Origin of the sequence: Pantoea sp. CFSAN033090 (genome assembly GCF_001264395.1) — a bacterium.
Classification (GTDB): Bacteria; Pseudomonadota; Gammaproteobacteria; order Enterobacterales; family Enterobacteriaceae; genus Pantoea; species Pantoea agglomerans.
The window spans coordinates 374,406-394,260 of the sequence record NZ_LGYX01000001.1; the positions used below are offsets into that span (position 1 = coordinate 374,406).

Annotated in this window: 14 protein-coding genes; 5 read left to right on the forward strand and 9 right to left on the reverse strand. The window is 57.2% G+C overall.

Translation table 11 applies throughout. From position 1 onward, the window contains the following. Nucleotides 1-75: 75 nt before the first annotated feature. The 4 genes from katG to AFL22_RS01805 form a co-directional block, all read right to left on the reverse strand. Nucleotides 76-2,295, reverse strand: a complete 2,220-nt coding sequence (gene katG / locus AFL22_RS01790) for a catalase/peroxidase HPI (protein WP_033772171.1) — start codon at nucleotides 2,293-2,295, stop codon at nucleotides 76-78. A gap of 187 nt (nucleotides 2,296-2,482) precedes the next feature. Continuing rightward, nucleotides 2,483-5,578: an efflux RND transporter permease subunit gene (locus AFL22_RS01795; protein WP_052270654.1), complete on the reverse strand. Its 3,096-nt coding sequence runs from the start codon at nucleotides 5,576-5,578 to the stop codon at nucleotides 2,483-2,485. Next, nucleotides 5,575-6,672, reverse strand: coding sequence for an efflux RND transporter periplasmic adaptor subunit (locus tag AFL22_RS01800; RefSeq protein WP_033758337.1), 1,098 nt, complete (start codon nucleotides 6,670-6,672; stop codon nucleotides 5,575-5,577). Before AFL22_RS01800 ends, AFL22_RS01795 begins: the two co-directional genes overlap by 4 nt. A 424-nt stretch (nucleotides 6,673-7,096) precedes the next feature. Then, nucleotides 7,097-8,119: an LLM class flavin-dependent oxidoreductase gene (locus AFL22_RS01805; RefSeq protein WP_052270655.1), complete on the reverse strand. Its 1,023-nt coding sequence runs from the start codon at nucleotides 8,117-8,119 to the stop codon at nucleotides 7,097-7,099. Between the two features lie 208 nt (nucleotides 8,120-8,327). Here AFL22_RS01805 and AFL22_RS01810 point away from each other — a divergent pair, with 208 nt between their 5' ends. The 4 genes from AFL22_RS01810 to AFL22_RS01825 all read left to right on the forward strand — a co-directional run bounded on the left by AFL22_RS01810 (nucleotide 8,328) and on the right by AFL22_RS01825 (nucleotide 12,347). Then, nucleotides 8,328-9,290 (forward strand): fatty acid desaturase, encoded by a 963-nt coding sequence (locus AFL22_RS01810; protein WP_052270656.1) that lies wholly within the window; start codon nucleotides 8,328-8,330, stop codon nucleotides 9,288-9,290. Further along, nucleotides 9,283-10,056, forward strand: coding sequence for a PhnD/SsuA/transferrin family substrate-binding protein (locus AFL22_RS01815; protein WP_052270657.1), 774 nt, complete (start codon nucleotides 9,283-9,285; stop codon nucleotides 10,054-10,056). Before AFL22_RS01810 ends, AFL22_RS01815 begins: the two co-directional genes overlap by 8 nt. A gap of 185 nt (nucleotides 10,057-10,241) precedes the next feature. Further along, nucleotides 10,242-11,156, forward strand: coding sequence for a ketopantoate reductase family protein (locus AFL22_RS01820; protein WP_052270658.1), 915 nt, complete (start codon nucleotides 10,242-10,244; stop codon nucleotides 11,154-11,156). A 129-nt stretch (nucleotides 11,157-11,285) separates the two neighbouring features. Then, entirely contained in the window at nucleotides 11,286-12,347 is a 1,062-nt protein-coding gene (locus tag AFL22_RS01825; protein ID WP_052270659.1) for a LacI family DNA-binding transcriptional regulator, read from the forward strand. Nucleotides 12,348-12,440: 93 nt separating this feature from the next. Here AFL22_RS01825 and tmaR read toward each other — a convergent pair whose 3' ends face one another. The 4 genes from tmaR to AFL22_RS01845 all read right to left on the reverse strand — a co-directional run bounded on the left by tmaR (nucleotide 12,441) and on the right by AFL22_RS01845 (nucleotide 15,991). Next, nucleotides 12,441-12,767, reverse strand: a complete 327-nt coding sequence (tmaR, locus tag AFL22_RS01830) for a PTS system regulator TmaR (RefSeq protein WP_004571340.1) — start codon at nucleotides 12,765-12,767, stop codon at nucleotides 12,441-12,443. Nucleotides 12,768-12,927: 160 nt separating this feature from the next. After that, nucleotides 12,928-13,986, reverse strand: a complete 1,059-nt coding sequence (locus AFL22_RS01835; RefSeq protein WP_010670945.1) for an FUSC family protein — start codon at nucleotides 13,984-13,986, stop codon at nucleotides 12,928-12,930. Nucleotides 13,987-14,250: 264 nt separating this feature from the next. Beyond that, nucleotides 14,251-15,414, reverse strand: a complete 1,164-nt coding sequence (gene dacD, locus AFL22_RS01840) for a serine-type D-Ala-D-Ala carboxypeptidase DacD (protein WP_197276776.1) — start codon at nucleotides 15,412-15,414, stop codon at nucleotides 14,251-14,253. 340 nt (nucleotides 15,415-15,754) lie between these two features. Then, entirely contained in the window at nucleotides 15,755-15,991 is a 237-nt protein-coding gene (locus AFL22_RS01845; RefSeq protein WP_052270661.1) for a hypothetical protein, read from the reverse strand. A 1,007-nt stretch (nucleotides 15,992-16,998) separates the two neighbouring features. Between AFL22_RS01845 and sbcB the strand changes: the two genes are divergently transcribed. Further along, entirely contained in the window at nucleotides 16,999-18,426 is a 1,428-nt protein-coding gene (sbcB, locus tag AFL22_RS01850) for an exodeoxyribonuclease I (RefSeq protein WP_033778828.1), read from the forward strand. 58 nt (nucleotides 18,427-18,484) lie between these two features. Here the strand turns inward: sbcB and AFL22_RS01855 are convergent, their stop codons facing one another. Beyond that, nucleotides 18,485-19,840 (reverse strand): GntP family transporter, encoded by a 1,356-nt coding sequence (locus AFL22_RS01855; protein WP_052270662.1) that lies wholly within the window; start codon nucleotides 19,838-19,840, stop codon nucleotides 18,485-18,487. Nucleotides 19,841-19,855: the final 15 nt, after the last annotated feature.

Here is a 19,855-nt window from a genome sequence, read left to right on the forward strand (position 1 = left end):
TCGAATCACTCACCTGCTCTCATAAAAAAACCCGCTAATATCAGCGGGTTTCAGGTTTTACAACGTCAACAGCAATCAGAGTTCAAACCGATCCAGATTCATCACTTTGGTCCAGGCGGCAACAAAGTCTTTGACGAATTTTTCACGGGCGTCGCTGCTGGCGTAGACTTCCGCCGAGGCGCGTAACACCGCATTGGAGCCAAACACCAGATCGGCACGCGTGGCGGTGAAACGGGTTTCGCCAGTGACGCGATCCCGTCCAATGAATTTCTCATTGGTCGAATCGGCGGCTTTCCACTCGGTGCGCATATCCAGCAGATTCACGAAGAAGTCTGTGTTCAGCGTCCCTGTGTGGTGCGTGAAGATGCCGTGCTGGCTGCCATCAAAGTTAGCACCCAGCGCACGCATTCCGCCAACCAGCACCGTTAACTCCGGCACGGTCAGGGTCAGCTGCTGCGCTTTATCGATCAGCAGATTTTCGGTGGTGGTTTTGCCGAAGCCAGTACCGTAGTTACGGAAACCATCTGCACGCGGTTTCAGCAGATCGAACGACTCGATATCGGTCTGATCCTGACGCGCATCAACACGGCCCGGAGTAAATGGCACGTCAATTTCAACGCCAGCTGCTTTCGCCGCCTGCTCAACGCCGACCACACCCGCCAGCACAATCACATCTGCCAGTGAAGCCTTGTGCGCTTCACGCTGCACCGCTTCCAGCGTTGGCAGCACGCGTGCTGCGACGGCATTGACGTCCCACTCACGCTGCGGCAGCAACGCCAGGCGGGCACCGTTGGCACCACCACGTTTGTCGCCGCCACGGAAGGTTGATGCCGAGGCCCAGGCAACCGAAACCAGCTCGCTGACGCTGAGGCCGGTTGCAGCGATCTTCTCTTTCAACTGCGCGATATCCGCCACGGTTGGATGATAAACCGGTGCAGGCAGCGGATCCTGCCAGATCAGATCTTCCTGCGGGACTTCAGGTCCGATGTAGCGCGCTTTTGGCCCCATATCACGGTGAGTCAGTTTAAACCAGGCACGGGCAAAGGCTTCGTTGAACGCCTGCGGATCGTTGTGGAAACGACGCGAAATCTTTTCAAATTCCGGGTCAAAACGCAGCGTCAGGTCGGTGACCAGCATGGTCGGCTTGTGTTTCTTCGCGGCGTCAAACGCATCCGGGATAATGTCCGGGGCATCAGCTGCCACGAACTGGATGGCACCCGCCGGGCTGCGCGTCTGAACCCACTCATATTTGAACAGGTTCTCGAAGAAGTAGTTACTCCACTGGGTTGGCGTCTGAGACCAGATTACTTCCAGACCAGAGGTAATCGCATCTGCGCCAACGCCCGTGCCATGGCTGTTGACCCAGCCCAGGCCCTGCGCCTCAATCGGTGCAGTTTCCGGATCGACACCGACGTGGCTGGCCGGTGCGGCACCGTGGGTTTTACCCAGCGTATGTCCACCGGCAATCAATGCCACGATCTCTTCGTCGTTCATGCCCATGTTGCCGAAAGTGGCGCGAATAGCCGGGGCCGCAGAGGCAGGATCGCCGCTGTGTTCCGGCCCTTCCGGGTTCACGTAGATCAGACCCATTTCGGTAGCGCCCAGTGGCGACTGCGCCAGGGATTCCGGGTGACGGTGTTCCAGCCAGGCGGCTTCTTCGCCCCAGTTCACATCCATATCCGGTTCCCAGACATCTTCACGTCCGGCACCAAAGCCAAAGGTACGGAATCCGGAGTTTTCCAGCGCGACGTTGCCCGCCAGAATGTAGAGGTCGGCCCAGGAGATCTTCTGACCATATTTCTGTTTAACCGGCCACAGTAAGCGGCGCGCTTTATCCAGACTAACGTTGTCTGGCCAGGAGTTTAGGGGTGCGAAGCGTTGCTGACCACGACCTGAACCACCGCGTCCGTCCACGGAGCGATAGGTTCCGGCGCTGTGCCAGGCCATACGAATAAACAGGCCGATATAGCTGCCCCAGTCAGCGGGCCACCAGGCTTGTGACTCGGTGAGCAACCCTTTGATGTCAGCTTTCAGCGCTGAGTAATCTAATTTGGCAAATTCTTTACGGTAATCGAAGGATTCATCAAGCGGATTCGAACGGGATGAGTGCTGGTTCAGCAGGTCAACCCGAAGTTGATTAGGCCACCAGTCGCGGTTGGTTGTTCCGCCGCCCGGCGCCTGATTTTCCTGAGAAGGCTTACCGGCATGAAAAGGACATTTGCCTTCGGGCGCTTCGCGATCGGCTTCGACAATAGGCTTTGCATCTTTTGCATCTTCATCAATGGAATTGCTCATGGTCACACCTCTTTTTTGTATTTTCATCGCTACTCTATAGAGGATTTTCAGGATCGCACACCTGTCTCACCCTATCTGTTTGATAGCTTTTACCTTTTTATACACCTTCTTCAAAAGCTTAAAACAATGAATTGACGGTTGCTGCCAGGCTGCAGAGAGCAGCGAAGCGGCAACCGTCACCCTGAGACTATTCCGACAGCGCCGGTTTCACAACTGCCGTTTTGCTGCCCGGCAGGCGGATGCGGAACCAGATGGCGTACATTGCGGGCAGGAAAACCAGCGTGATCAGGGTGCCGCCCAGCGTGCCACCAATCAGGGTATAGGCCAGCGTTCCCCAGAACACCGAGTGGGTCAGTGGAATAAACGCCAGAATCGCCGCCATTGCCGTCAGCAGCACCGGACGGGCACGCTGCACTGTCGCTTCGACCACTGCATCAAAGGGTGCCAGACCCTCCTGTTCATTGTGGTGGATCTGCCCTATCAGAATCAGCGTGTTACGCATCAGGATGCCCGACAGGGCAATCAGCCCGACCAGTGCATTAATACCAAAAGGCTGACTGAACAGCAGCAGCGTCGGCACGACGCCAATCAGCCCGAGAGGCGCAGTCAGAAAGACCATGATCATCGCCGACAGAGAACGCACCTGCAGAATGATGATCAGCAGAGTGATCGCAATCATGATCGGGAACAGCGGGGCCATCGCCTGGGTCGCTTTACCGGACTCCTCTATTGAACCGGCCAGTTCAATGCGGTAGCCCGCGGGCAGCGTCGCGATGATCGGTTGCAAGGCTTTGTTCAGCGCCGTCGAGACGTCAGGCGGCTCCAGGGAATCGGCGATATCACCCCGAACGGTGATGGTCGGCGTGCGGTCGCGCCGCCGCAGCACGGGATCTTCCATTTTCACCTGCACATCACCAATCTGCGATAAGGGGATACGCTGACCCGCGGCGCCCACCAGCGTGAAGTCGGCGATTTTAGCCGGATCGAGGCGGGCTTCTCCGGCCGCACGCCCAACCACCTGGACCGCGCGGATATCTTCCCGCACGGTAGTGACAGGCACGCCCGACAGCAGAAACTGTAATTGCCGGGCGACGTCACTGGATGTCAGCCCCACTGCCTGCAGCCGGTTCTGATCCAGTGAGAAATGCAGCGTCGGCACGGGGGCGCCCCAGTCGGTGTTCACCGTCCTCATCATCGGGCTGGCCCGCAGGACCGCTTCCACCCGATCGGCAATCGCGCGCAGATGGGCCGGATCAGGCCCCATCACCCGCCACGCCACCGGATAAGGGGAGTATGGGCCAAACACCAGCTGCGTCACACGAACCTGCGCTTCAGGCACCAGACCGCTGGCAATGGCGGCGCGCAGCTGCGTTTTCAGTGCCTCACGCGCGTCCTGACTGTCGGTCAGTACCACCAGCTTAGCAAAGGCCGGATCGGGCAGTTCCGGTGCCATCGCCAGATAAAAACGCGGTGGCCCCTGACCAATATAGGTGGTGACGATTTTTGCCTGCTGCTGCTGTTTAAGCCAGGTCTCAACCTTTTCAGCCGCTGCGCGGGTCTGTTCTATGGCGCTGCCGTAGGGGAGCTGAACTTCAACCAGCACTTCAGGCCGGTCTGAGGTCGGGAAAAACTGTTTTTTCACCAGCGCCATACCGAGCACAGCGGCGATAAACAGGGCAATCACCACGCCTGCCACCCAGCCTTTACGGGCAATCACGCGGGTCAGCAGGCGGCGAAAGCGGTTGTAGTGGCGGGTGTTGTAGATCGCTGCGTGGCCGCCTTCTACCGTTTTGATGGCTGGCAGCAGCTTTACGCCAAGATAAGGGGTGAACACCACCGCGACGATCCAGGAGGCGATCAACGCGATGCCGACTATCCAGAACATATTGCTGGTGTACTCGCCCGCCGTGGACTGCGCAAACCCATTGGGCATAAACCCGACGGCCGTAACCAGGGTGCCTGCCAGCATTGGTGCCGCCGTATGACTCCAGGCATAGGCAGAAGCCTTAATGCGGTCGTAGCCCTCTTCCATTTTCACTACCATCATCTCAATGGCGATAATGGCGTCGTCCACCAGCAGGCCCAGCGCCAGAATCAGCGAACCGAGCGTGATGCGGTCAAAGTTTTTGCCGGAAGCCTCCATCACCACAAACACCACCGCCAGGGTGAGCGGCACCGCAGCCGCGACCACTACCCCAACGCGCCAGCCCATGCTGACAAAGCAGACCACCATCACCACCAGCAACGCCACGACGAACTTAACCATAAATTCATCAACCGCCGAGCGGATATTGACGGACTGATCGGTGACCTGAGTCAGTGAGAGCCCCAGCGGCATCGCCTGATTAATGCGGGCGGTTTCAGCCGCCAGTGCCTTGCCGAGTTCCAGACCGTTCCAGCCTTCACGCATTACGATACCCAGCAGCAGCGCTGGTTCGCCCTGATTGCGCACCATAAAGGTGGCGGGATCTTCGTAACCCCGGGTCACCGTAGCCACGTCCGCCAGCTTCAGGCTTCTCCCCTGCGCCACAATCGGCGTCTCACGGATTTTTTCCAGTTTATCGAACGCGCCATCCAGGCGGATAAAGACCTGCGGCCCCTGCGTATCAATCGATCCCGCTGGCGTCAGGACATTCTGATCGTTCAGCGCAGCAAAAATTGCCTGCGGGGTGATGCCGAGTGTCGCCAGTCTATCGTGTGAAAATGACACATAGATGCGTTCACTCTGCTCACCGATGATATTGACCTTTTTCACGCCAGGCAGATGCAGCAGTCGCTGACGCAGTGATTCCGCTTCACGAACCAGCAGGCGCTGCGGCTCCCCTTTTGCCTTCAGCGCCAGCAGTGCAAAGGTCACGTCGGAGAACTCGTCGTTGATCATCGGCCCGATGACCCCGGCAGGCAGATTTCTGCTCTCATCACCCAGCTTCTTACGCGCCTGGTAAAACTCCTCCTGAACCTGGGAAGGCGGCGTTTTGTCCTGCAGGGATAACATAGTGAAAGCCAGACCGGGGCGCGTGTACGTCTCGCTACGGTCATACCACCTCAGCTCCTGCAGACGCTTTTCCAGCGGCTCGGCCACCTGATCCTGCATCTCCTGAGCCGTCGCACCTGGCCAGGCGGAGATAATCGTCATCTGTTTTACGGTGAACGGCGGATCTTCTGCCCGTCCCAGTTCGAAAAAGGACAAGACGCCCGCCACGGTAATCAGGATGATCAGAAACAGCGTAATAGCGCGCTCGCGCACGGCCAGCGCTGACAGATTAAAGCGTCCCTGGCTCATGGCTGGCTCCCGGCAACGGCAGCGTCATCGGGGCGCACGCGCTCCCCCTGCTGCAACAGATGCGCGCCCAGCGCCACTATCTGATCGCCAGCATTAAGCTGACCCGTGACGGTGGCCGCCTCGTCACTTATCGACACCACCGTCACCGGCCGCCAGGCAACGGTAGCGGGCTGGCCGGTAATATCCCAGACGCCTGGCCCTTTACCGGCATCGTAGATCGCCGCCAGCGGAACCTGCAGCAGCGGTTGCGACGGTTTATTCGGCAGCGTGATTGTGACGGTGGCTCCCAGCGGTGCGCTGGCCAGTGCGCCCTCCAGCACATATCTCGCCTCAAAGGTGCGCGTCATCGGATCGGCCACATCAGCCAGTTGACGCAGCCGGGCGGAAACCGGCGCACTGTCCGCACCATACAGCGTTGCCTTTGCCTCACTTCCCACTGCCGGGCGCAGGGTCTCTGGCAACTGAACACTTGCCTCGCGCTGTCCGGCTCTGGCCAGTCTGATGACGGCCTCACCGGCACTCACAACCTGACCCGGCTCCGCCAGCGTTGCCATCACCACGCCATCGTCATCAGCCAGGAGTAGCGCATATCCGCTGGCGTTACCTGCCACGCTGGCCTGCGCCTGGGCGGCTTTCAGCTCAGCCTGAGCGGTGGCCGCAGCGGCCCGAATCTGGTCGTATGCCGACGCAGAAACTGCCCCGGTTGCCACCAGAGTGCGGTAACGCGCCTGATCGGCGCTGGCCTGTCTGACGCGTGCCTGCGCGGCGGCAACGGCCTGCTGCTGAGCCTGGGCCTGCAGCCGGAGATCTGCCGGGTCGAGCCGCATCAGCGGCTGACCGCGCTTCACCCGCTGGCCGCTATCCACCAGCCGTTCGAGGATTTTTCCTGAGACCCGAAAGCCGAGGTCGCTCTGAACCCGGGCAACCACGACGCCACTAAACGCACGGCTGCCATCGGTGGCGCTGATGACCTTTGTGACCCTGACCAGCGGCGGCTGCGTGCGCGGATCGTCTTTGGGTGAATTATCCCGGCAACCCGCCAGCGCCAGTGGCAGCAGACAAACAACCAGAATGGCAGGATTGAACCTGAGCATAGATTACCTTCAACAGTAAGCAGGAGAGTGCCGCCATTCTCTTATCATGTGACCAATACTGTCAATAGTCACAAATTGCGTAAAGGCATTGTCCGTTCATACAGGATATGAAAACACGTTAAACCAGGGAAATGCGTTGATGAAGGGTTCAGACCCACCCTGAGCAGAGGAAACATCCCATTCAGCAACAAGTGACGAAATAAATCATAAGTCACAAAATCTGCATATTCCGTACACTGGAAACAGAGTGTCGAAAAGGCTCTGTCAGGGCCTGGAATGGCTCGTCAGAGAGAAGTTCAGAGAGGATAAAGCAGAAAAAGCGGGGAGTGATGACGCGCGTTTACAGCAGAATCACCGCAGGCGCTTTGTCATCTGCGCCTGCGGTGGATCTCACAGCGCCCTGCTCTTCAGGGCGCTCTGTCACTTAACGCCAGCCGAGTTCCGGGGCGACATACTTCAGGATCGCCTCAATCACATGGGCGTTGTAGGCGACACCAAGCTGGTTTGGCACGGTGAGCAGCAGGGTGTCGGCTTCGGCAATCGCCTCATCCTGCGCAAGCTGCTTAATTAACGCCTCTGGCTCTGCGGCATAGCTGCGGCCAAAGATAGCGCGGGTTTTCTCATCGAGAAAGCCCACGGAATCCTGGTCGTTACCGCTGCGGCCAAAGTACGCGCGGTCCATATCATTCACCAGCGCAAAGATGCTGCGACTGACCGAGACGCGTGGCGCATGCTGATGCCCCGCTGCTTTCCAGGCCTCACGGTAGGCGCGGATCTGTTTAGCCTGCTGAATGTGGAACGGCTCGCCGGTTTCATCATCTTTCAGGGTTGAACTTTGCAGGTTCATGCCCATTTTTGCCGCCCATTCTGCGGTGGCGTTGGAGCCGGATCCCCACCAGATGCGGTCGCGCAGACCTTCAGAGAGCGGCTCAGGACGCAGCAGGCCAGGCGGATTCGGGAACATGGGCTGTGGATTTGGCTTAGCAAAACCTTCGCCGCGCAGCGCCTCCAGAAACTCTTCGGTGTGACGACGGCCCATATCCGCATCACTTTCTCCCGCTTTCGGTTCAAAGCCGAAGTAACGCCAGCCATCGATTACCTGCTCAGGTGAACCGCGGCTCAGACCCAGTTGCAGACGACCATTGGAGATCAGGTCTGCCGCGCTGGCGTCTTCCACCATGTAGAGTGGGTTTTCGTAGCGCATGTCGATGACACCGGTGCCGATCTCAATCGTTTTGGTGCGCGCTGCAACGGCAGCCAGCAGCGGAAACGGCGAGCTGAGCTGGCGGGCAAAATGGTGGACGCGGAAGTAAGCGCCATCTGCGCCCAGCTCTTCGGCGGCGACCGCTAAGTCGATCGATTGCAGTAACACATCCTGCGCGGTGCGGGTGGCGGACTGAGACGAAGGCGTCCAGTGACCAAAGGATAAGAAGCCAATATTTTTCATCTGTATTTCTCCTGACAGGCGGTAAACGCCCGTGGATGCAAGGCGATTTCTGATAGAGAAAGGTTACGCCCCCGGAGCCGCCACTGATAGTCAATATCTTTCAGCGCCATATTCAGGAATTTCGACATAGCTAAGCAGATTATCCACTTTGCCTTTGCCCGCCCTTTCTTTCACTGTTCAGATTCCCGCTTCCGCTGTCAGGTGAATCATGCACACCGGTTATCTCTCTCTACAGCAGCGCGCCTGGCTTAAAGCGCGCGCACGCAGCTGGCTCTGGCGCAGCGAACTGCCGACCTGGCTGCTAATCGGTGTGATCTATGGCGGCTGGTTTGCGGTGATGCTGAACGCGCAGATGCTGGGACGGCTGCCCGCCACCCTGCTGCTGATCGTCTTTACTGGCTGGTATATGTCGCTGCAGCATGAGCTGATTCACGGGCATCCCACACGCTGGCCGCGGGTGAATCAGCTATTTGGCACCCTGCCGCTGGCGGTCTGGTATCCCTACGGACTCTATCGCGATTCTCATCTGGCCCATCATCGCAATCACACCCTGACTGAGCCGGATGAGGATCCGGAAACCTACTACCTCTCCGCTGCTCGCTGGGCGAAGTTACCGCGCTGGCAGCAGCAGCTGATTCATCTGCGTAACACTTTTTTGGGACGGTTGCTGCTCGGCCCGCTGCTGGATGTAGCGGCAACCTTCGGCGGGATGTGGCAGGCACTGCGCCGCGGCGATCGGCCCGCGATAGCGATGTGGCTGCTGCACGGGACGCTGCTGGCACTGCTGTTTTTCTGGATGGCGCGGCAGGGATTTTCACCGCTGTGGTATCTGCTGGCGGTGAGTTATCCGGCGCTGGCGCTGACCAAAGTGCGATCTTTCTATGAGCATCGTGCGGCGGACGATCCGCTGGCACGGTCAGTGAATAATGAAGCGGCGTGGCCGTGGCGCATGCTATTCCTGAATCTGAACTACCATTCAGTGCATCACGACCTCCCCGGCGTCCCCTGGTATGGCCTGCGTCGCCTCTATCTGCGCGATCGCGAGCATTACTACCACCGCAATCACGGCTTTCGCGTGGCGGGCTATCGGGTCTGGCTGCGTCAGTTCTGGGTCAGACCGGTCGGGGTCAATGTCCATCCGGGACGATCAGCGGAGAAAACGCATGAATAACCTGCTCGCCTTGCCGATGTATGCGATTCACCCGCCCGCCACACGGGCACTGATGCAGGCTGTGGTTGCCCTGCTGACGCAGCACGGCATCGCTACGCAGCCGGTCTGGCCTGAGGATCTGCTGACACACTGGCAGGATAACCGATTGCTGCTGAGCCAGACCTGCGGCTATCCGCTGGTCAGCCAGCTTCCTGCGGTTCAGCTGGTCGGCACCTTTCACTATCAGGCCCCAGGCTGCACCGGCCGTGACTATCGCAGCTGGCTGGTGGCGCGGGACAAACAGGCGACGCTGGCCGATTTTAACGGCCAGCGGGCCGTAGCTAACAGCCTGGACTCTCACTCCGGCTATAACGCGCTGCGGTTTGTGGCTGCGCTTCAGGGCGTGAGATTTTCGCAGCTGCTGCTGAGCGGCGGGCATCGTCAGTCGCTGGCGGCGCTGCGCGATTCACAGGCGGATATCGCGGCTATCGACTGCGTCAGCTGGGCGCTGCTGGCGCGCTATGAGCCGGATGCGCTGCGCGGCCTGCATATCATCGGTGAAACGCCAGCCGCACCCGGATTGCCGTTGATTACGGCAGCCCCGACGTCAGTGGACCGGCTGGAGAGACTCCGCTCGGCGCTGCATCAGCTGGTGAACGATCCCACCTGGCGCACCGTCTGCGACGATAACCTGATCGGCGGGTTTAGCCCGGTGCAGCGAGACGATTATCAGGGCGTGCTGGCGTGGGAACTGCAGGCTGCCGCGCTGGGCCTCACCCGGCTGTAACACACCCCTCTGTTTCGCCCTGCTGACCGGGCAGGGAAAATCTGATTTCTCTGCATCGTCCCCTCCCTGCCCGCGCTTTCCCGGCCTCTCATTTCATGCTCCCCGATGCGCTCTGACCGAGGCTAAGACTGGTAAGCCCGGTCACGGCGTTCTAAGGTAGAGGTTTTCAGCAGAGAGAGAGTGGGATGCGCATTCTGATGGCAGGCGCCGGCGCGACCGGTGGATATTTTGGTGCACGGCTGGCTCAGGCGGGCCAGGACGTGACTTTTCTGGTCCGTGAACGGCGTTATCAGCAGCTTCAGGCCAGCGGTCTGGTGTTGCAGACGCCACAGGGCACTGAAACGCTACAGCCGCAGCTGGCTCAGGCGAGCAGCCTGACGGGCCACTATGATCTGATTATCGTGACGGTGAAGAGCTTTGCCCTTGATCAGGTGATGGAGGATATTGCACCTGCAGTAGGTCCGGAAACGCTGATCATGCCGATTCTGAACGGATTGCGGCACATCGCGACGCTGCAACAGCGTTTCGGCGAAGATAAGGTGATTGGCGGCCTGTGCAAAATCAACGCGACGCTGGGTGACAATGGCGAAGTTATCCAGATGACGCCGCTGCATCAGCTCTATTATGGCGCGCTGGACGGTAACAACGATGCGCGACTGCAGCGGGTTGATGCGGCGCTGCGTGACTGTCAGGTCGATACCCGATTCAGCGATAACATCATGGATGAGCTGTGGGAGAAGTGGCTGCTGCTGAGCACACTCGGCGCGGTTTGCTGCCTGGCGCGCGGAAATACCCAACAGATACTCACCTCGCGCGGCGGCGAAGCGCTGTTACAGGGTATTTTCTCGGAGATTCTGTCAGTCATTACTGCCGAAGGCTATCAGACGCGTCCGGCGGCCACTGCCCGCATTCTTGAGCTGTTAAGCGATCCGGCCACCCCGATGACCTCCTCAATGTACCGCGATTTAACCCAGGGCTTTGATATCGAAGCCGATCAGGTGATAGGTGACCTGCTGCTGCGGGCGAAACGCCATAGTCTCGCCACGCCACTGCTTAACGCGGTGGATGTGAACCTTCAGGTCTATCTGCAGCAGCGTTAATGGCCCTGCCAGATACCGTGACCGGGTGCCGCAACGGACCCGGTTTTTGTGGTCGTGAAAGTGTGGTGTGCAGCAGCAGTGCGGCAGGAAAATTTGCTACACTCGTCGCTTCATCTTTTGGAGAGTTCAATGACTTCCCGCTCCGTGACCCTCGATGATGTCGCTCAACTTGCCGGCGTCTCATATCAAACCGTTTCACGTGTTTTAAACCGTTCTGAACAGGTGTCAGCCCGCACGCGGGAAAGGGTTGAGGCGGCGATGCTGCAGCTCAATTATGTGCCCAATCGTGTGGCGCAGCAGCTGGCCGGTAAGGCGACGCGCACGCTAGGTCTGGCCACCAGCGACCTGGCCCTGATGGCTCCTGCGCAGATCGCCTCGGCGATCCAGCAGCGCGCCGCCGGGGCGGGTTATCATCTGGTGATCGCCATGGACAGTGGTAACGATGCGGCAGCAACGGTGAATGAACTGCTGGCACAGCGGGTCGATGGACTGCTGATCAACCTGCCACTGGAGGCAGATGAGGCGCAACAGATCCAGTTGCTCTGCGGCAGCAAACCGGTGCTGTTTCTGGATGTCGAACCCCAGGCGGCGGTAGCGCAGTGTCAGTATCCGAATGAGTCTGGTGCACGTGCCGCCGTTGAACATCTGGTGGCGCTGGGTCATCGTCAGATTGGTTTGTTAAACGGGCCGCTTCGCTCGGTCTCGGCCCGTCAGCGTGAAAATGCATGGCGTAAGACGCTGGCCGATCATCAGCTGACACCGCACTGTTCTTTACGCGGCGACTGGAGCGCGCAGTCGGGTTACCAGGCGCTGCTGGCGCAGCTTCCCGACGATCTGCCGCAGGCGCTGCTGGTGGCGAACGATCAGATGGCGTTGGGTGCGATGCGGGCGCTGCATCAGTATGGCGTAGCCATTCCTGGCGAGATATCGGTGATTGGATATGATGACACCGCCGAGAGTGCGTGGTATCAGCCGCCGCTGACCACGGTGCGGCAGGATTTGCACGCTCTTGGCGCGCAGAGCGTCGAGCGGATGCTGGCCCGGCTTCAGGGAGCAGAGGCGTCAGACAACGCGCTGGAAACCACCCTGGTGATCCGGGAGACCACCGCCCCGCCTGCTGATGAGCGGATCAATTTAGTGGCGCTGTCACAGCAGTTACAGGTGATCGCCCGCAGGCTGGCGGGAAAATAACCCTGCGCTGACGCAGGCAATAAAAAACCCGCCCCACCGGAGTGGATGCGGGTTGGCATAGGACGTCTGGCGCTTGCGCGCTGCTGTCTGCCCTTACGCTTTCGGGTGTTCGCCCACGCCCATCGCTTTGATCTTTTTCGACAGCTCGCGACGCTCTTTAGACAGGTCGGCGTTTTTGATGATGTACTCATCCACGCGATCTTCATAATCCACACGCATGCTGGCGATGATTTCCTGAATAGCCTCAACGCTCATGCCGGGTTTGATATATTCGCTCAGGTTGTCGAGCAGCAGTACGCGCTTCTGGTTGTCGCGAATTTTCTTCTCGTTGTCGACAATTTCACGCTGCAGTTTGTTTTTGCGGCGGAACATACGCACGAACTCCAGTACGTCCTGAAATGATTGCTTGGCATTTTCCATGATGGCACCTTTCTTTGAGCCTGCTGACGCAGGGAGAGAGTCAAAACGATCAGCTTAGCGGCTAGCCCGCCAGGTAAGCAATTTTCACAGCTAAATTCAGACTGGCTCTTATCTTAGCGCAAAGAAACCCTGTTTCACATTAAGTCATTGTCTGAGGTGATTATTTGCGCAGCGCCATTCGCATCAGGTCGGTCATCCGCTCCAGCTGTTTTGCCAGTTCCAGTGTCAGCCAGACGTAGCCGTAGATCGGCGTCTCCTCCAGACCTTCGCTGCCCGCTTCCGCGATCAGTCGCCGCAGTTCGCCACTGATTTCGGTCAGCTCGTGACTGTTAGCCACCACCTCTTCCGTTTCCCCTTCAATCGCCATGACCGACAGCGCCCGCAGCGTGTTCTCAGTCATCTGCTGGGTGCGGCGCAATGCAGGCGCGTTAAGCATAATCAGATGGCTCTCGCGCGATGCCCACCAGGCATTAATCTGCATCTCAATGGTGTAAACCATATTACGGTTGATGGTCTGGATCGCTTCAAGCACTGATTTTGGAATGCGCGTCTCTTTGCTTGACGGCTCCAGCAGCGCCCGCATTTTGATCACGCTGCTCAGCAATTTGCCCAGCGGCTTGTTAAGACGCGGCTTTTCAACCAGGTTGGGTGAGAAGCCGGCGTGATAGATTTTTGCCATTTCCGCCAGCGCGTCGGAGAGTTGAATGCGCCAGTGTGTATAGGCACGCTGCGCCCAGATAGCGGTAAACAGCAGCGCCATCAGCGAGCCCAGAATCACATCACCGCCGCGCCACAGTGCCATCGTGAAATCGCCGGTTGGTGCGCCCACGACCACGCTCAGCGTAATCCCGATCAACAACGCCATGTAGGGATGTTTGCCCAGCGTCAGGTAGCCGCTGATCATCATGATGATGCCGCACCAGGCCAGCATCATCGGCATCGAAATCAGCTCCAGCTTCAGGGCAATCAGACCGGATATTGACCCGGCGACCGTGCCGCTGATGCGCTGCAGTGCGCGCGGAAAGACATTCCCCCAGGTGGAGATGGGCCCCATCACCACCACCAGCGTAATCAGCGGCCAGGTGCCTTCAGGGATATCGGTCGCCCGCACAAAGATAAAGCAGAGCAAAAAGGCGATGGCAATACGCACACCGTGGACGGAGCGATAATGGCGATAAAACCAGAACTCCAGTTTTGATATGGGCTTATCGGGACGCAAAATGACTTTCCGGTTGCGGGAACATGGTGTGGCTATCTTAACGCTGAACGCGGCTCAGGCTTAGCACGGGCCGGATATTTAAAACAGTTTTGACGTTCGCTTACAATTATCAACATCCGCCTCACATACTTTCCCGGTAGTTAAAAACAACTTAATGCGATTTTTAACCTTTATCTGCTCTCAGTAACACATTCAGGGCAGCCAGCGTGCAAGTAAAAACGGGCAGCCAGCAGGCTACCCGTTTTAGTGCTGACAATCGGCTAATCAGAACTTCTGCTTGAGATAATCCGTCAGGCGGGTAATCACGCCTGCAGGTTCAACCCCACTCAGCGCCACCAGCGGATAGTGGGCAATCTGCTGATCTTTATCCATCACCTGAATTTCACCAATGACTTCGTTGGCTTTCAGTGGGGCTTCCAGATCTTTACGATCGATGACGTACTTCGCCTTCACGCTCTGCACTTCACTGCGCGGCAGTGACAGATAAACATCTTCTGCGGTACCCACATCCACCTGATGAGGATTGCCATACCAGACGTTTTCGCTGCCAATTTTCTTACCGGCATGGAACAGCTGAACGGTATCAAAGGTGTTCTGGCCCCAGACCAGCAGTTTACGCGCCTGCTCTTCGCGGCCTTTCGGGCTTTTACCGCCCATGACGACGGCGATCAGGCGATGCTTGCCCACCACATTCGAGGCGATGATGTTAAAGCCCGCGGTCTCAGTGTGACCGGTTTTCAGCCCATCAACGTGGAGATTATTATCCCACAACAGGCCATTACGGTTGTTCTGGGTAATGCCATTCCAGGTCAGGGTCTTCTCACTGTACATGGCATAAAAATCAGGCTCACCATCAATAATGGCGCGTGACAGTTTCGCCATATCCAGCGCGCTGGAGAACTGACCCGGCGCATCCAGACCATGAACCGTTTCAAAATGGGTATTCTGCAGGCCGAGCTTCTCAACGTAGTGATTCATCATGCCGACGAAGTTCGCTTCGCTGCCCGCCACATAATCAGCCAGGGCAACGCAGGCGTCGTTACCGGAGTCGATGATGACGCCACGGCTTAAATCCCGGACGCTCAGCTTATCGCCTGGCTTCAGGAACATCAGCGAGGAGCCTTTGAACACCGGATTACCCGCCGCCCAGGCATCTTTTCCGACCGTAACCATGTCGTCACGGCTGATTTTCTTCTGGTCAATGGCGCGATCAACCACGTAACCGGTCATCAGTTTGGTCAGGCTGGCGGGATTACGGCGTTCATCGGGATTGCCAGCAGTCAGAACCTGTCCTGTGGTGGCATCCATCAGCACCCAGGAAGCCGCATCAATCGCTGGTGGCGTCACAGGAAAGGGAATCGCATCAGCCTGTGCCAGCGAGGCCCAAAAAACAGTAGCGGTAACGGTGAACAGCAGACGCCTTTTCAACACTTCATCCTTAATTGCACGGGAGAGAAAATTTCTAAAACGAAACGGAAACAGCCGCACGTTTTACGGCAAAAGCGTTGTGAAGGTTTGAATAAATTGAAAAAAAGTATGAACTGGCTCTGCGGATTGAGGCTCAAAACCGGCGCTTTGCCGTCCTGTAAACATAGCCATAGCGGTTTGGAGCGTTTTTTGGCTCATCGACAACTCGCTAACGATGTTCCTGTGTCAATCCTCTGGATTGGTTGAGTGGGTTTTTATGTTTGCCGTCCAGGTGGCATGATACCCGACCACTACGCTATATATAGAAAAGCCCACCGGGGCGGGCTTTACATTCAGTCACTCAGGCTTTTGATAAAATCGCCTTAAAAAAGTCAGCCACCCTTTTGCTTATGACCAAAGTCCCGATAAAACTGGTCAGGTACAATGCGTATCCTGAAACATTTTCAGGAATATCAAAATACCCCCAATCCAGTATGCCGGCACTATGCAAAAAAGAGACATTTAATATCAGACATAAGCCCATGACAGCTAACTCTACCAAGCAGGTGCATATCTTTGACTTTTTTTCTAATTGCATACGCCCCCTATTCCTCCAGAGCAACTTCCGGAACCGGATTGCGCTGCATTGCCACCAGAACCATTATTTGCGCTACCAATACAGGTGCCATATCCGTTTGACAGGACACCGGTTAGTGCTCCCAGCGGCCCACCTTTTATACCGCCCAGAGCACCTAACCCAATGGATATAACACAGCTATCCGTCCCTGCATAAATATCGTGGCTTCCATTACTGCCGCTGCTACCATGGTTACCTCCATGCTGGCTTTGACGGGCGCCAGCGCCAGCATAAGCCGGATCATAGGCACCGCTTGCACCCGCCACGCTTTTTAACTTCACATGGTTCACTATTTCCATAATTTATTCTCCCATTAGTTTTCATCCTGAAATAACAATGTTTTGCGCGCGCTTATTATTTATATCATTCAGTGCTGGAGCCTTCAAAATCATCATTAACAAACCAAACCTCAAAAAAGCAAAATACAAACAATCAGTTGCACTCTATAAGCACAGGCACTGAAAAACCTTCATGATAAAATTGCACTAATCGTCCTCAAAAAAACATATTCCTGTAATGATTCGCACAGTACTTTTATATTCCTGAAAAGGAGATGTTAAATCGTACTTTATTTTAACAGTTTCGTTTGATCACCAAACTGCTTCAGGTAAACCGCGTAACCTTACCGCCAGATTTTTTCGGTAACCAATGAGCGTGGCGAGGCCTTTAACGCGCCAGACTGTAGCGGAAGTGAAACACGATCATTATCCGGAGATATGCGAAGACTCAGGCCACAGCGCCTGAAATTTTTGTCGTACCGGAATATGGTTTACCATACAGGAATGGCGTCAGCCGCTGCGCGGAGCCGCTATAATGGCTCTGTACGGCTGAACCCGCAGTCAGCGCGCATCAGACATAATGATCAGAGCTAAATTCTGCCTGCGCGCACAGGGATACAGAGCGAACAGAAAGCCGTTTTATCGCTTTCTGTTCATTAAGTCAGTGAACGCAATGAACGGATATGAAATTTGAATAACGACCGCGTACAGCCCACTTTCCTCTTTCACGATTACGAGACCTTCGGCACCAGCCCCTCTCGTGACCGGCCAGCCCAGTTTGCCGGCCTGCGCACCGACAGTGAGTTTAATCCGGTCGGCGAACCCGAAGTGTTTTACTGCCGTCCGCCTGATGACTATCTGCCACAGCCCGAAGCGGTGATGATCACCGGCATTACTCCGCAGATAGCGATGAGTCGCGGCGTGATCGAAGCTGAGTTCGCTGAACGCATCCACGCGTTGTTCACCACGGAGCAAACCTGTGTGGTGGGCTACAACAACGTGCGTTTCGATGATGAAGTGACGCGCAATATCTTCTATCGCAACTTTTACGATCCCTATGGCTGGGCCTGGCAAAACGGCAACTCACGCTGGGACCTGCTCGACGTGATGCGTGCCTGCTACGCGTTACGGCCAGAAGGGATCAACTGGCCTGAGAATGAAGAAGGTTTTCCCAGCTTCCGGCTGGAGCATCTGACCAAAGCAAACGGCGTCTCCCATGAAAATGCGCACGATGCCATGTCCGACGTTTACGCCACGCTGGCGATGGCGAAGCTGGTGAAGGAGAAGCAGCCAAAACTGTTTGAGTTTTTGTTTACCCATCGTAACAAAAACAAGCTGATGAACCTGATTGATATCCCGCAGATGAAACCGCTGGTTCATGTCTCCGGTATGTTCGGTGCCGCGCGCGGTAACACCAGCTGGATCGTACCGCTGGCCTGGCATCCCGATAACCGCAATGCGCTGATCGTGGTGGATCTGGCGGGCGATATGTCACCGCTGCTGCAACTGGATGCCGACACGCTGCGTGAGCGTCTTTACACGCCGAAAAACGATCTCGGCGATCTGCCCGCGGTGCCGGTCAAACTGGTGCATATCAATAAGTGTCCGGTGCTGGCGCCTGCCAGTACGCTGCGGCCGGAAGATGCGGCCCGGCTGAATATTGATCGTCAGCACTGCCTGGCGAATCTGGCGCTGCTGCGTCAGCAGCCCGACGTGCGGGAAAAACTGGTCACGCTATTTGCCGAAGCGGAGCCGTTTACGCCGTCAGATGATGTGGACACACAACTCTATGATGGCTTCTTCAGTGATGCCGACCGGGCGGGGATGAATATTATCCGCCAGACCGCGCCCGCGAATCTGCCTGCGCTGGACCTGAGCTTTGAGAGTGCACGGGTAGCGAAACTGCTGTTCCGCTATCGGGCGCGTAACTTCCCCGGCACGCTGGACGATGCCGAGCAGCAACGCTGGTTGCAGCACCGTCGTGACGTGCTTAATGCCGATCGGGTGCAGGCGTTTATGCAGGAACTGGAAGCTCTGGCGAATCTGCATGAAGCGGATGCAGAAAAGGTTGGGCAGCTTAAAGCGCTCTATCTCTATGCGCAGGAGTTGGTTTCCTGAAGCACTAAGAGTCTGACCCGGTATCGCCTGCCGGGTCAGACTTTCTGATGCTGCTTAATCAGAGCACGGTCCACGCCAGCCAGGTCAGCGCAAAGCCGCTCAGCCCCATTAGTGTTGTCAGCACCGTCCAGGTGCGTAAACCGTCGGCCACCGAAAGTCCCAGATAACGGGTCACCACCCAGAATCCCGCATCATTGACATGCGACAATCCCAGACCACCAAAACAGGCCGCCAGGGTGACCAGTACCCGTTGCATATCCGTCACGCCGGTCACCGCCTGCGTCAGCAGCCCGCTGGTGGTCAGGATCGCCACCGTGGCGGAACCCTGTGATGCACGCAGCGCCAGCGACAGGATAAATGCTGCGGGCACCAGCGGCAGATGCAGCGTTTCAAGGGTGACCGCCAGCGCTTTACCCACGCCCGACTCCACCAAGACTTTGCCGAATGCACCACCGGCCCCGGCCACCAGAATCACGCTGGCAGAGGTGGGAATGGCCCGGCCGGTCAGATCTTCCAGCTTATCTTTGCTCCAGCCACGCCGTACGCCCAGCAGCCAGGCCGCCAGCCCTAAGGCAATCAGCAGGGCAATCGGCGGTGTGCCGATCACGGTCATCACACTACGCAGCAGACTCCCTTCAGCCAGCAGTGTGTGTGACAGAGTTCCCAGCACGATCAATACAATCGGGACCACAATCAGGCCGCTGATGGTGAGCGCACCGGGTGGTGCCGGTTCATTCTTCTTTTCCTGCCCTTCCGGCCTGGCCATCTGCAACTGTTCCAGCACCTCCACCGACAGAGGGTAGTGGCGACGGTTCATGAATTTCGCTACGTAGTAGCCGATGATCCCGACCGGCACGGAAATCGCGATTCCCAGTATCATCAGCCATCCCATGTCGGTGTGCAGGATCCCGGCTGCCGCCGCTGCGCCCGGATGGGTCGGCAATGCCACATGTACCGTCAGCATCACACCCGCCATCGGCAGGCCAAACTTCAGCGGCGAGACCCGCGCCACTTTGGTAAAGCCATAAATCAGCGGAATAACAATGATAAAACCGACTTCAAAAAATACCGGGATGCCAAGGATAAAGGCCGCCATGGTCAATGCCGCAACGGTACGCTTCAGCCCCAGCGTTTTACTGAAACGCTGCGCCAGCGACTCGGCACCGCCCGAGGCTTCAATGATCGCCCCAAGCATGGCACCAAGAACGATGATGATGGTGATGTGCCCGAGCAGCCCGCCCATCCCCGTGATAATCGTCTCCATGATTTTTTCAGCCGGAATGCCGGTGGCGATGGCCACCAGCAGACTGACAATTAACAGGGCGACAAAGGGATGAACTTTGACTTTGATGACCAGCAGCAGCAGGATCACGATGCTGGCGGTCGCTATGGCTAACAGCAGTGCGGTGGACATAGTAAACCTCAGAAA